General features: G+C 70.2%; 12 protein-coding genes. 6 read left to right on the top strand and 6 right to left on the bottom strand.

Going from position 1 to position 13,495, the window contains the following annotated elements; all coding sequences use genetic code 11:
* Positions 1-9: 9 nt before the first annotated feature.
* Complete coding sequence (locus ACFYRH_RS16360; protein WP_387774724.1) at positions 10-2,316, bottom strand: heavy metal translocating P-type ATPase; 2,307 nt, start codon at positions 2,314-2,316, stop codon at positions 10-12.
* A gap of 268 nt (positions 2,317-2,584) precedes the next feature.
* Here ACFYRH_RS16360 and ACFYRH_RS16355 point away from each other — a divergent pair, with 268 nt between their 5' ends.
* From ACFYRH_RS16355 to ACFYRH_RS16345, 3 genes are all read left to right on the top strand, one after another.
* Positions 2,585-4,093 (top strand): alpha/beta hydrolase, encoded by a 1,509-nt coding sequence (locus ACFYRH_RS16355; RefSeq protein WP_387774721.1) that lies wholly within the window; start codon positions 2,585-2,587, stop codon positions 4,091-4,093.
* A gap of 90 nt (positions 4,094-4,183) precedes the next feature.
* Complete coding sequence (locus tag ACFYRH_RS16350) at positions 4,184-5,365, top strand: sensor histidine kinase (RefSeq protein ID WP_387774718.1); 1,182 nt, start codon at positions 4,184-4,186, stop codon at positions 5,363-5,365.
* Positions 5,362-6,009: a response regulator gene (locus ACFYRH_RS16345; protein WP_387774715.1), complete on the top strand. Its 648-nt coding sequence runs from the start codon at positions 5,362-5,364 to the stop codon at positions 6,007-6,009. The genes ACFYRH_RS16350 and ACFYRH_RS16345 overlap by 4 nt, the downstream gene beginning before the upstream one ends.
* Positions 6,010-6,015: 6 nt before the next feature.
* Here the strand turns inward: ACFYRH_RS16345 and ACFYRH_RS16340 are convergent, their stop codons facing one another.
* The 5 genes from ACFYRH_RS16340 to ACFYRH_RS16320 all read right to left on the bottom strand — a co-directional run bounded on the left by ACFYRH_RS16340 (position 6,016) and on the right by ACFYRH_RS16320 (position 10,975).
* Positions 6,016-6,888, bottom strand: a complete 873-nt coding sequence (locus tag ACFYRH_RS16340) for an aminoglycoside phosphotransferase family protein (protein ID WP_387775306.1) — start codon at positions 6,886-6,888, stop codon at positions 6,016-6,018.
* 70 nt (positions 6,889-6,958) lie between these two features.
* Complete coding sequence (locus ACFYRH_RS16335) at positions 6,959-8,191, bottom strand: adenylate/guanylate cyclase domain-containing protein (protein WP_387774712.1); 1,233 nt, start codon at positions 8,189-8,191, stop codon at positions 6,959-6,961.
* Positions 8,192-8,418: 227 nt separating this feature from the next.
* A complete protein-coding gene (locus tag ACFYRH_RS16330) occupies positions 8,419-8,937 on the bottom strand; it encodes a hydrogenase maturation protease (RefSeq protein WP_387774709.1) in 519 nt (172 codons plus the stop codon).
* Positions 8,934-10,229: a Ni/Fe hydrogenase subunit alpha gene (locus ACFYRH_RS16325; RefSeq protein ID WP_387774706.1), complete on the bottom strand. Its 1,296-nt coding sequence runs from the start codon at positions 10,227-10,229 to the stop codon at positions 8,934-8,936. The genes ACFYRH_RS16330 and ACFYRH_RS16325 overlap by 4 nt, the downstream gene beginning before the upstream one ends.
* Positions 10,226-10,975: a hypothetical protein gene (locus tag ACFYRH_RS16320; protein ID WP_387774703.1), complete on the bottom strand. Its 750-nt coding sequence runs from the start codon at positions 10,973-10,975 to the stop codon at positions 10,226-10,228. Before ACFYRH_RS16320 ends, ACFYRH_RS16325 begins: the two co-directional genes overlap by 4 nt.
* Before the next feature lie 107 nt (positions 10,976-11,082).
* Here ACFYRH_RS16320 and ACFYRH_RS16315 point away from each other — a divergent pair, with 107 nt between their 5' ends.
* Genes ACFYRH_RS16315 through ACFYRH_RS16305 form a run of 3 tightly spaced genes read left to right on the top strand, consistent with a single transcriptional unit; the run spans position 11,083 to position 13,484 of the window.
* On the top strand, positions 11,083-12,213 hold the full coding sequence (locus ACFYRH_RS16315; protein ID WP_387774700.1) for a 4Fe-4S dicluster domain-containing protein: 1,131 nt from the start codon (positions 11,083-11,085) through the stop codon (positions 12,211-12,213).
* Positions 12,206-12,670, top strand: coding sequence for a Crp/Fnr family transcriptional regulator (locus ACFYRH_RS16310; RefSeq protein ID WP_387774697.1), 465 nt, complete (start codon positions 12,206-12,208; stop codon positions 12,668-12,670). The genes ACFYRH_RS16315 and ACFYRH_RS16310 overlap by 8 nt, the downstream gene beginning before the upstream one ends.
* Positions 12,660-13,484, top strand: a complete 825-nt coding sequence (locus ACFYRH_RS16305; RefSeq protein WP_387774694.1) for an FAD/NAD(P)-binding protein — start codon at positions 12,660-12,662, stop codon at positions 13,482-13,484. Before ACFYRH_RS16310 ends, ACFYRH_RS16305 begins: the two co-directional genes overlap by 11 nt.
* Positions 13,485-13,495: the final 11 nt, after the last annotated feature.

Genomic DNA, 13,495 nt, shown 5'->3' with positions numbered 1-13,495 from the left:
AGGCGCGGTTCATGAGTGGGACGCGTCGCCAGATTCCGTGTCGGCGAGGGTGAAATAGGCCTCTTCCTCTTGGGCGAAATGCAGGGTGAGGATCGCGTCGAGCCCGTAGAGGGTCGCGCGGAGATCATCGAGCTGGTCCTGCTGGATCGTGTCCGACTCGGCGAGGTGGCGGCCGATCCGGCGCACGAGTCGTTCGATCTCGGCGTGCTCCCGACTCATGGTGAACGTCCCTTCGGGCCCTCCCAGCACGTCGGCCAGCGCGGGGTAGAGGGCGGTCTCCTCGGCGCGTTCGTGGGGTAACAGCTCATCGACGAGCAGCGCATACGTTCGACCGACGACCGCATCGGTCCGCGGACCCGTGCCGTGCGCGACCGCGTCGGCGGCCTCTCTGACCGCCGCGCGGACCTGAGCGAGATCCTCGTGTTCCCTGGCAAAGCGGTGCAGCAGTTTGTCCGCCTCGACATGCACCGTCCGCGGACGGCCGCCCAGCGCGCGCAGGGCGTTCAGGATGACCACCAGGTCGATGCCTTCCTGGACCAGCGCGCCCACGACCGGCACGAGCCATCCACCGGCTGCCGCAAGCATGGCGAGGACGGAGAGCACGGTGCCTGCCACGGCGCTCTGCACGGCGAGACCGCGAGTACGGCGGGCAGTTTCGACCGCGTCGGCCAGCCGGTCGATGCGGTCGTCGAGGATGACCGCGTCGGCAGCCTGCGCGGCGGCGGTCGACCCGCGCGACCCCAGGGCGACACCCACATCGGCGGCAGCGAGAGCAGGCGCGTCGTTGATGCCGTCCCCGACCATCGCCGTGATCGCATCGCCACGGGCCGAACACACGTGCTCGATCTTGGAGGCCGGTGTCGCGTCCGCGTGAACTTCGTCGACACCCAGCAGGCCGGCCACTTCGACCGCGTTGTCGACGTGGTCGCCGGTCAGGAGCACGATCCGGTTGATCCCCGTCGCACGGAGCCGTCGCATGGTGCGGGCCGCGTCGGGCCGGATCCGGTCGCGCACGAACAGTGCGGCGAGTGGCTCCGCGCCGCGGCAGACCCAGACGACGCTGGCAAGGTCGAGCCGGCCCCTCCGGGCGGCACCACGGGCCCAGGCCGGCATCGCAGTACCCACCGGCAGCCGTCCGACCCGCACGTCCTGGCCGTCGATCGACCCTGTCGCACCACGACCGGGTTCCTCGGTCACCGAGTCGGCCTGCGACGGCGCCACGCCGGCCCGCTCAGCAGCGCGGAGTACGGCCCCGGCGAGAACATGCGGCGAGTACTGCTCGATCCCGGCCGCGTAGGCCAGAGCCTCACTCCGGCTCGCCGTGGGCGACCACACCATGTCGACGACTTCGGGGCGACCGACCGTCACCGTGCCGGTCTTGTCCATGATCAACGTGCCCACCCTGCCGAGCAGTTCGAGCGCCGCGCCGCCCTTGACCACGACGCCCGAGCGGGACGAACGCGACATACCTGCGGTGACCGCGATCGGCACCGCGAGCAGCAGCGGACACGGAGTGGCCGTGACCAGGACAGCGACCGCTCGATCAGGGTCACCACTGACCAGCCACGCGAGCCCCGCGATGATGAGCGCGGTAGGCAGGAACCACACGGCGACGCGGTCGGCCAGTCGCGCCACAGGTGCACTCCCGGCAGCGGCCTGCTGCGCGAGCTCGACCACGCCCGCGTACGTACTGTCCGCCGCACTCGCCGCCGCCTGGAGATCGACCGCCGCACCGGCGTTCACAACTCCGCTGCGCACCACATCGGCGCCCGTCCTGGTGACGGGGATGGCCTCGCCGGTGAGTGCGGACTCGTCGAACGTCCCCTCCTGAACCAAGGTGCCGTCGACGGGCACCACCTCGCCGGGCAGGACCACCACCCGGTCACCGGGCCGGACCTGTTCGATGAGTACAGTCACGATCTCGCCACCTCGCCGCAGGTGTGCCCGGCTCGGTGCCCGTTCCAGCAGTGCCGACAGGTCCCGGCCCGCGCGACGCTGCGCGGCGGACTCCAGCACCCGTCCGGTCGCGATCATCACCGCGATGATCGCCCCGGCGAGGAACTCACCGACGGCGAGCGTGCTCCCGAGCGCGAGCAGCGCCAGCAGGTCCGCGCCGTATCGACGCGCCCGCAGGGATGCGGCCACCCAGACAGCGGCCGGGACGAACGCAGCGACATCGGCAGCCGCCCACAGGATGTCGGCCGGCACCGGTCCGGCGAACCTGGCCACTCCCCCAGCGGCCAGCAGCGCGGTGACGAGCGCCAGCAACGCCATCTCGCCAGTAGGCCTTGTCCGAGCGACAGCGCGCCTGGTCATGCTCCAACCGTCACGCCGGTGTGCTTCCGGCACCAGGGCACCATGTCCCTGGCACTAGGTTCCTTCGGCCCGAACACGGCGGCGGTTGCACCCGTCACGGTTCTCGGCGAGCCGAGGAGCCTGGTGGGGATAGTACTTTTGGCCAGGTCGGAGGGGCGCGGAAACCAGTCGCGGGCTTGATGCGGTGGGGCATGGGCCGGACAAGGATGGTGCTTGTTCACAGACCATCGTCCACGGTGCCGTCGAGGTGCCGGCTGGAGGGAAACGGATGCGAAGGACGTTGTCCATCGCCGTCGCGGTTGCTGCGCTGGCAGCGGTGACGGTCCCGGGGGTTTCGCAGGCGGACACGCCGAAAGCCATCAGCACATCGAAGGCCGTCACTTGGGAGAAGTGCGCGGCGGATGTCGGCGACGGGGTGCCGGTACCGGAAGGGATGCAGTGCGGGACGCTGAAGGTGCCGCTGGACTATCGGAAGCCTGACGGGCGGACGATCGACATCGCGGTGTCGCGGCTGCCCAGCAAGAACGCGAAGGAGCGGCGCGGGATCCTCCTCACCAACCCCGGCGGCCCGAGCGCGGGCCTGGGCTATCCGGCGTTCCTCGCCGCCGGCGGTCTGCCGCAGGAGGTGAAGGACCAGTACGACATCATCGGCTTCGACCCGCGCGGCATCGGCCGGAGTACGCCGGTCACGTGTGACCTCACCGCCGCACAGCAGGCGGTCGGCAACGTCCCGCCGTACGCGCGGAACGCGGCCGACGTGACGAAGCGCGCCGCCGAGGTGAAGCAGATCGCGAAGCAGTGCACGACGTCGAAGTCCGCGTGGATGCTGCCGTACACCAGCACGGCGAACGTTGCCCGCGACATGGATCAGATCCGCGCCGCGTTGGGCGAGGCGAAGATCTCGTACGACGGTGCCTCGTGGGGTACGCATCTCGGTGCTGTGTACACCACGCTGTTCCCGGAGCACAGCGATCGCATCGTGCTGGACAGCAACCTCGCCCCGGGCGGATGGGACTACAAAGGCGACCGGCTGTACGCGCAGGGATTCCAGGACCGGTTCCCGGACTTTGCGAAGTTCGCCGCCGCGAACTACCGCGAGTACGGTCTGGGCCGGACGCCGGCGCGGGTGACGGCGAAGTACCAGGCACTTGCCGCTCGCTTGGACAAGAAGCCGGTGCAGGGTCCGGATGCGGAGTACGACGGATCCGGGTTCCGGATGATCACGTTCGTCAGTCTCTACGGAGGTGCCCTGAGTCCGTGGCTGGCGAAGGCGATGCAGGCGCTCGACGCGAACCAGGCGCCGCCGCCGTTCCCCGGAGGCGGCGGTGGTGCGAAGGACGCTGACAACCTGATCTCCGGGCGGTACTACATCATCTGCAACGACTCACGCTGGCCGACATCGGTTTCGACGTACCAGCGCGCGGTGGCCGTCGATCGGATCAGGTACCCGTTGTTCGGCGCGGCCGGGGCCAACATCCAGCCGTGCGCGTACTGGCCGGACGCGATCGAGAAGCCGGTCCGCGTGAGCGACGACGGTCCGTCGAACGTGCTGATGGTGCAGAACCTTCGCGACCCGGCGACGCCGTTGGCCGGCGCCGAGGATCTGCGACGGGCGTTCGGTGATCGCGCCCGGATCGTCACCGCCGACCAGGGCGGCCACGGCGTCTACCCGATGGGCAAGAACCGCTGCGCCAACAACGCGGTGACGTCGTACCTGACCACGGGCAGGCTGCCGGCGAAGGACTACCACTGCACCGCCGCGGCGGAACCACGCTGATCCGCGGAGTGACGGGCGCGCCGAGCGGTACGGCGCGCCCGTCACAGTACCGTCGGCACAACAAGTACTCGCGAAAGGACGACGACCGCGGTGATCCGAACAGCGAACCGTCCACTACGCCTCGGGCTGGTGGTTCTCGAGGTCGTGCTGCTCGCAGGCCTGAACGTGGAGCAGGCGGTCCGGCTGATCGTCCCGCCCGCGCCGCCATCCGGCGAAGTCCTGTACTTCGCCTCGGGCCTGGCGGTCGGGGTGCTCGCGGTCGGGCGTCGCCGGTACCCGGAACGGATCACGCAGCTCGCGGCGTCCGGGATCGCGATCTCGCTCGTGTGCAGCCTCGTCGGGTACTTCGCACACCTACCGGCGCCGTTCGGCGGTGACTGCGAAACGCTCGGCCTGCTCCTCCTGGTCGGCGCCGGCTGCCACCGCGCGAGGCCGCGCGCTGCCGGCGCAATCGCCGTACTCGGTGGGCTCGCGATGGTCCTGGGCCCCGTACTGCGGTACGGGCTCAACTCCACCGCGCTCACCGTGGCCGTGTTCTGGGCGGTGCTGTGGGGCGCCTGCATCGCCGTCGGGTTGATGCTGCGTGACGGCGACACCCGCCGGGAGGCGGCGCTCGCGATCGCCCGCAACCGGGAGCGGCTGGCCTTGGCGCGGGAGCTGCACGACCTGGTCGCCCACCACATCACGGGGGTGGTGGTTCGCACCCAGGCGGCCCAGCTGACGGTTGCCGACGGCCCCGAACACGAAGTGCTCCAGGAGATCGAGCGGGCGGGAGCCGAAGCGCTCGGCGCCGTACGACGGCTGGTCATGATGCTGCGCAGCCCGGAGCAGACACTTCCGCTCACCTCCGGGGATCTGGTGGAGACGATCGAGGCGGCGGTCGACGGGAGCGACGGCGTCACGCTGGAGCTGGCACCGGGACTGGCGGAGCTCGGCGTCGCTCCCGAGACCGTGTCGACGGTTCATCGCGTCCTGCTCGAGTCGCTGGTCAACGTCCGCAAGCACGCTCCACAGGCTCGCCACGTGACGGTCGCGGTGGCTGCGACGGCTGATCAGCGGTATCTGCGGGTCGACGTACGGAACGACGGGGTTCGGCACCGGCGTTCGGCCGGCGGTTACGGGCTCATCGGGATGGGTGAGCGCATCGACGCGCTCGATGGCAAGCTGTCGGCCGGCGAGCACGGCGACCACGGATGGCGCGTTCTGGCCGAGCTGCCGCTGCCGGGCGGTGTGGCGGCGACCCGAACTGCACAGGAGGAACCAGCATCGTGACACTGCGGATCCTGCTCGCCGACGACCAGGCGCTGGTGCGTACCGGCTTCCGGCTGATCCTCGAACGTGAACCCGGGATCGAGGTGGTCGGCGAGGCCGAGGACGGCAGACAAGCCGTCGCCTTGGCCCAGGAGCTACGCCCCGACGTCACCCTGATGGACATCCGAATGCCGCTGATGGACGGCCTGACTGCCACTCGCCTGCTGGCCGGGCCTGACGTCGCCGACCCACTGCGCGTCCTCGTCGTCACGACCTTCGACCTGGACGAACTGGTGCACGAGGCTCTCCGCTCCGGCGCCCGCGGCTTCCTCCTGAAGGACGCCGGCCCGCGGCTGCTGGTGGAAGCGGTGCACGCGGCAGCGAACGGCGAGTCGCTGGTCTCCCCCTCGATCACCACGCGCCTGCTGGCCCATTTCACCACCTCTACGGTTCGCGCCCGCCAGGCCGACCCTCCCCTGACCCACCGCGAACTGGACGTCGCCAAAGCCATCGCCCGCGGCCGGACCAACGCCGAAATCACCGAAGAACTGACGATCTCGCTGTCGACCGTGAAGTCTCATCTGGCCTCGATCCAACGCAAGACAAATGCCCGCAACCGCACCGAAATCGCCGTCTGGGCCTGGGAATCAGGCCTCGTCCACTAACGTCACCTACGACATCGAGAGATCAGCAACAGCCTCGGCGGCACGGAGGGTGTCCCTGCCCAGAGGCTGCAGGTCGATCTGCGTGCAGAGCAGCGCGGACGACGCCCGCTCGATCACGCCCCATTCCCAGGTGGCCACGGGATCGAGACCGGTCCGGGCAGCGAGCCAACGGGCCCGCTCCAAGGGGTCACCCGCGATCAACTCCACCGGGTCGCCACGCATCAGAACACCCAGGTCGTACTCCGCCTCCGCGAGGAGGCCCTTCGGATCGATCAGCTTGAAGCCGCCATCACTCCGCAGCGCGTTCAACTGGTGCACGTCGCCGTGGACCAGTACGGCCTTCTCGTCCCGGTGCGCCAGCTCGCGTCGCCGGGCCGCGACGAGGGCGTGCTCGAGCACCTTCTCGGAACAGGGGTGATCGAGTTCCTCCCACAACCTCGCAACGAAGTCCGCGAGGTATCGCGCCTTCTCCGCACCGGTGGGCAGCCCACTGTCCGGCGCCGGCCGCCAGATCCGCGCTGCCGTATCGCACAGGATCTCCAGCCGACGCCTGAGCGGCATGCCGAGCTCGAACATCGGCCGCCCCAGCCGCTCCATCAGCAGCGCACCACGGTCCGCGTCGTACCGGTAGAGCGCCGGGCATCCCTCACCGCCGACAACCCGCAGAGCCGTCGCCTCGTTCGCGGCGGTGTTCTCCAAGCCCGGAATCACGACTTTGAGAATCGCCGAGCTGCCATCCGCCCGAGTCGCGTCCGCAACGAACGCCCCGGATCCACCCGTGTGCGGCCGGCCCACCCTGATCGCCCAGTCGCCCTCAAGCCCCGCGACTAGCCCCGGCAACCCCTCGAGCCAGCCATCAGCACCAGCGGCCCGAGCCATGTTCCGCACAGCCTCCGGTAGGTCGATCACCCCCGCAGTCTCACACCAACCCCCACCCACAGCACCCGATTTACCCATCGGCCGGAGACGTTGCGGCAACTACGGTGTCATCGAGGCGGTCGAGGAGGAAGGTCGGCATCGGGCCCTTTCCCTTGACGTCGATGACGCCGCGGGGGCGTACGACGAACTCCGGGCCGAGCGCGGCGGCCACTCGCTCGGTGAGCTGGATCTCGCCGGGCCGGCCGTGTGACTCCATCCGGCTCGCGGTGTTTACGGTGTCGCCCCAGAGGTCGTAGATGAACTTGCGACGACCGATGACCCCGGCCACCACCGGACCCGAGTCGATTCCGATCCGTACGGCGAGCCACTCCTGCCCGGGCTGTGCGGCGATCCGCGCGACCTCGTCCCGCAGCGCGAGCGCCGTACGGGCGACGGCTGCGAGGTGGTCGGGCCGCGGGTTCGGCAGACCGCCGGCCAGCATGTAGGCGTCGCCGATCGTCTTGATCTTCTCGACACCCTCGGCGTCGGCGATCCGGTCGAACGCGGAGAACACCTGGTCCAGCAGATTCACCACCTCCGCCGCCGCCATCACCGCGGCTCGCGCCGTGAAGCCGGCGATGTCAGCGAAGAGCACACTCACCCCGTCGTAGTGCTCCGCGATGACGCCGGGATCCGCTTTCAGGCGCTCGGCGATCGGTTCCGGCAACACGTTCAGCAGAAGGCGTTCCGAACGCTCCCGCTCGGCCTGAAGGTCCCGATGAGCGCGCTCCCGCTGCTCCACGAAGTAGCCGAGCATCACGTAGGAACTCACCATGAGTCCCGCGACGTTCAGCACCAGGAAGGTGACGACAAAGCCCGTCGGCAGTTCGGGAACAGACGGTCTGAGGCGTGCATCGACCAGGGCGAGCGCAACCAGTTCGGCGAAGAACGCCACCAGCCACGGCACCGCACGCCGGGTACCGAGCAACGCCAGCGCCGCCAACGGTGCGAGCATCGCCCAGAGAATCATCCCGCTCGAGGCCACGAAACCACCGAGCGATATCTGCAGCAGCGCGGGCAGCACCAGGATCGCCACCAGCTGCGTGGTACGGAACATCACGAAGCGACGTGTCCGAGCCAGTACGACAAGGCCGATCACGGTAATCACTTGATAGCAGGCCGGGATCGCCGCCGAGACCGGATCGCCGTACGCAAGGTAGGTCATCACCCAGATCGTGCAGATCGCCGCGACCAGCACCGCAGAGAAGATCAGCGTGCCCTGCCGAAGCCGCTCGTCGTAGGAATCCTCCGCCCGAGCACCCAAATCAGCCAGCCGCGCCACCCGGCGCCCGGCACCCCACCGACGACCGCCTCCGCGGAGCCACGCCCCACCCACCCAAGCATCGTAACCACGCACCCCGCGGGCGGAGCAGCACCCGACCACCTCACGAAGTCGGGTACTGCCCCTCCTCCGAGGTTCGCACCATTCGATCGGCGGATCCAGTCCGCGGTTCCCCCTTCAGTCGCTGGGGTGCCGGACGAGGATTACCTTCAGACCGTCGGCGAAGGCCCGCAACTCGTCGTACCCGCGCTGCCAGACCTGTGGCCTCCTCGTGCGGCTGCCAGCTCGTCCAGTACGGCGTCCAGCAGGCGGGGCAACGCGGCGGCGACCGGGGCCGAGAGATCGGTGCCGAAGGCAACGTCGGCGGCCTCGACCGCGTAGACGATCAGCCGGTCCGGCAGCCGGTCGAGCACTTCTGCGAGCCGCAGCGCGTCCGGGATCCCGAGGCTGTGCGAGCCGGCCGGGCGGGAATGAACGCCGACGGCCGGCTGCGGTAGCTCGGTGCGATGGATCTCGCCGGGTGCCGACGGTTCACACAGCACGGCGTCGACGATCACGGCGATCGGCGCACCGTCCCAGTCCTCGATCAGCCGCGCCGGTTCCCCGTCGGAGAGGATCAGCCGTACCCCCGCCGGCTGATGCTCCGCCAGAGCGGCGACGAGGGCCGGCCCGATGCCGTCGTCGCGACGGTACTCGTTGCCGATACCGATCACGACCGGAGCTGTCACAGCCGCTCCACCGAGAGGTCGAGGAAGTGCGTCGAGCAGGAGATGCACGGGTCGTAGTTGCGAATCGTGCGCTCGCACAGCGCGGTCAGCGGCTCGTCGGCGAGATCCAGGTGGTCCGAGACGATCCGGCGGAGATCGTCCTCGATGGCCGCCTGGTTCTGCGAGGTGGGCGGCACGATCGTCGCGGCCCGGACCAGCCCGTCGGCGCCGATCGCGTAGCGGTGGTAGAGCAGGCCGCGCGGCGCCTCGCTGACACCGTGACCGGTCGCGTCGCGTGGCCGGACGTCGACGAACGACGGCTCCGGTGGCTCGTACGAGGCGATCAGCCGTAACGCCTCCTCGACCGCGTACACCGTCTCGACGGCGCGGACGACGATGCTACGGAACGGGTTGCGGCATTCGGTACGGAGTCCCGCGTCCGCCGCAAGCCCGCGGGCCAGCGGCGACAGGCGCTCCTGGTTCAGCGTATAGCGGGCCAGCGGTCCGGTGAGGTACCGGCGGCCGTCGAGGCGGGCGTGCAGCGCCGTCGAGTACGGCACCTGCTCCTCGACGACATGGTTGCCGAAGGCCCCGACTCCGAACGCGGGCCCGGCGGTGCGGCGCAGCGTCGTACCGCCCTCGATCGCGTAGCGGTCCGGGTCGTGGACGGCGAGGAGTTCGTGGTTGAGCTCCAGGTCCGGGAAGTCGAAGCCGGCCACCCAGTGCACGGTGGCGATCGCCGCGTCGAGGGCCGGCCGCAACTGCACGGCCAGGTCGTCGAGCCGGTCCCGGCCGGGTGCGGAGTAGAAGCCGCCGACGCGGACGTTGACCGGGTGGATCGGGCGGCCGCCGACCACTTCCAGGATCGCGTTGCCGGCCTTCTTCAGCGCCAGCCCGCGCTCGACGATGTCGCGATGCGCTGTGGCCAGTGCGATCGCGTCGGGGTAGCCGAGGAAGTCGGGTGCGTGCAGCAGGTAGATGTGCAGCGCGTGGCTGGAGATCCATTCGCCGCAGTACAGCAGCCGGCGCAACGCGCCGATCGGGCCACTGATCCGCGCCCCGCAGGCGTCCTCGATCGCAGCACACGCACTGGTCTGGTAGGCGACCGGGCAGATACCGCAGATCCGCGCCGTGATGTCCGGCGGTTCGGTGTGGCCGCGGCCGCGCAGCAGCGCCTCGAAGAAGCGCGGCGGTTCGTAGATCTGCAGGTCCGCGCGTTCCACCAGGCCGTCGCGGATGGTGACGCGCAGCGCACCCTCCCCCTCGACCCGGGCGAGCGAGCTGACCCGGAGCTGCCGGGCACGGTGACTCACGAGGACCAGCCGCCGGCCGCCGCGTTGAATGTGAGGAAGACCCGCCCGACATCGTCCTCGGACATGCCGGCCTCCCGCAGGCGCGGCAGCAGCGCCGCCACGTTGGGCTTCGCCATCGGCCCGAAACAGCCGAAACAACCACGCCGGTACGCCGGGCACAAGGCACCGCACCCGGCATGGGTGACCGGACCGAGGCACGGCGTACCGTCGGCCACCATGACGCAGGTCAGACCCCGGCGTTTGCATTCGGTGCAGACCGACGTGTCCGGCAGGTCCGGCTTGCGCCCGGCCAGGAAGGCGGTCAGCACCACGAGCAGCTGACGGCGGTCGATCGGGCAGCCACGCAGCTCGAAGTCGACGTGGACGTGGTCGGCGATCGCCGTCGAGGTGGCCAGGGTCTCGATGTAGTCCGGCCGGGCGTACACGACCGACGCGAACTCGGCGACGTCGCCGAAGTTCCGCAGCGCCTGGATCCCGCCGGCCGTCGCGCAGGCGCCGATCGCCACCAGGATCCGCGACTCGGCCCGGATCCGCCGGATCCGCTCGGCGTCGGCTTCGGTGGTGATCGAGCCCTCGACCAGCGACACGTCGTACGGACCGGGCAGCACGGCGCTGGACGCCTCCAGGAAGTGGGCTATCCGCACCCGTCCGGCCAAGGCGAGCAGCTCGTCCTCGCAGTCCAGCACGGTGAGCTGGCAACCGTCGCACGAGGCGAGCTTGAAGACCGCAAGCGTCGGAGTGTCCATCACCGCGAGCACATCAGCTGACGCGGGCGGTCGCCAGGGACCGACGACCGCGCCCGCCGGGACCTTCGGCCCTGGGTGGGTACGGCGGTCACGCTCAGGATCGCGGTATGGGTGCAGCGATCATCGACACCGCCGGCCTCGGCGCTCTCGTCGAGCTGCTGATCGCCGACGGCTACACCGTGGTCGGACCGACCGTCTCCGGTAGCGCGATCGTGCTGGCCGAGCTGACCGACGCCGCGCAACTGCCGGCCGGCTGGGGGGTCGAGACCGGCCCCGGCCACTACCGGCTGCGCCGGCGCGCGGACGACGCGATGTTCGCCCACTCGGCCGGTCCGCAGTCGTGGAAGACCTTCCTGCACCCGGCCCGCCGCAAACTCTGGTCGACGGATCCGGACGGCTCGTTCCGCGCCGCCGCCGAGGAGACGCCGCGGTACGCGCTACTTGGCGTCCGCGGCTGTGATCTCGCCGCGATCGCGAAGCTTCGCGACGTCCTCGGCGGCGGCAGCCACCCGGACGGGTCGTTCCAGGCCCGGCACCGGTCGCTGTTCGTGGTCGCGGTGAACTGCACCGAACCCGGCGAGGTCTGTTTCTGTGCCTCGATGGGCACCGGGCCCGCGGCCGGGCCGGGAGCAGACCTGACGCTCACCGAACTGACGGCGGCCGGACCGGCCGAGAGCCACCGGTTCCTGGTCGAGACCGGCACCGAATCCGGCGCCGGCCTGCTCGGCCGGATCGACCACCGCGACGCCGCCGACGCCGAGACCGATCGGGCGCACACCGAGGTCGAGGCGGCCGGAGACCGGATGGGCCGGGCCATGCCCGAGGTGGACCTGCGCGCCCTGCTCGCCGGCAGCCGGGAATCGTCGCACTGGGAGGACGTCGCCGAGCGGTGCCTGACCTGCGGCAACTGCACGATGGTCTGCCCGACCTGCTTCTGCACCACCACGGAAGATGTCACCGACCTCACCGGCGACCACACCGAACGCTGGCAACGCTGGGAGTCGTGCTTCGAACTCGACTTCTCCTACCTGCACGGCGGCAGCGTGCGCAGCTCGGGCGAGAGTCGCTACCGGCAATGGCTCACCCACAAACTGGGCACCTGGTACGACCAGTTCGGCGGATCCGGATGCGTCGGTTGCGGCCGCTGCATCGCCTGGTGCCCGGTCGGGATCGACCTGACCGAGGAAGTGGGCCGGCTCGCCGCGGCAGCAGCAGCCGACACGTCCGCCGATGGCTAGCCTCGGTGTGTTCGACGCCCTCGGACCGAGCCGGCGGGAGTTCTTGCTCCGCACCGCCGGCGAGGTGGAGTACGACGACGGCGAGCGGCTGTTCGACGAGGGCGGCCCGGCCGATCGGTGCTGGTTGATCCGGCACGGCCGCGTCGCGCTCGACACGGCGGTGCCCGGTCGCGGCCAGGTCGTTCTACAGACGCTCGGCCCGGGTGATCTGCTCGGGTGGTCCTGGCTGGTCCCGCCGTACCGCTGGCACTTCGGTGCCCGCGCGGTAGGTACTGTCCGGGCGACCGCGTTCGACGCGGAGCAGCTCAGGCTGCTCGCCGACCAGGACCCAGCGCTCGGCTACGCGCTGACGCGCCAGTTGTTGGTCGTCGTACTCGATCGGTTGCAGTCCACCCGCGCGCGGTTGCTGGACTTCTACGGCAACCCGAGCGACACGGACCGCACCGATGACGGCTGAACCGATGCTTCCGGTCAGGTACCGGGTCGCCGATCGGAGGGTCGAGACCCGGGACTCGGTCACGGTGCGCCTGGAACCCGTCGACCGGCCGCTCGCGTCGTTCCGTCCGGGACAGTTCGCCATGCTCTACGCGTACGGCGTCGGCGAGGTACCGATCTCGATCAGCGGAATCGGCGACCACAGCACGCTGGTCCACACCATCCGGTCTGTCGGCGCGGTCAGCCGGGCCCTGTACGACGCGCGGCCCGGATCCGTGATCGGTGTCCGCGGGCCCTTCGGTACCGCGTGGGCGCCGGAAGATGCTGCTGGCAACGATCTGGTCATGGTGGCCGGTGGCATCGGTCTGGCACCGTTGCGCCCACTCGTGCGCGGCGTCCTGGCCCGGCGACCGGCCTACCGCAGGATCGTGCTGGTGGCCGGCGCCCGAACGCCGGACGAGTTCTTGTTCCGCGCCGAGCTGGACCGCTGGGCGGCACGTACCGACCTCGAGGTCGAGCTCACCGTGGACCGGCCCGCGGTGGGCTGGGACGGCGCGGTCGGCTTCGTCACCGAGCCGCTGTCCCGGCTGCACGTCGATCCGTCTCGCACGGTTGCGTTCCTCTGCGGTCCCGAGCCGATGATGCGATTCGGTGCCCGGGTCCTGCTCCGCCGCGGGATGGGCGCCGACCGGATCCGCGTGTCCCTGGAGCGCTCGATGAAATGCGGAGTCGCGCTGTGCGGGCACTGCCAGCTAGGGCCGCTGTTGATCTGCCGCGACGGCCCGGTTGTGGACTACGCGACAGCGGAACCGCTGCTCGCCGTTCCGCAGTTGTGAGTTCTCCACCA

The organism is Kribbella sp. NPDC004875, from assembly GCF_042873375.1.
Taxonomy (GTDB): Bacteria; Actinomycetota; Actinomycetes; order Propionibacteriales; family Kribbellaceae; genus Kribbella.
Note: the sequence above shows the minus strand (reverse complement) of the source record. Positions and strands in the feature narration are given on the sequence as shown.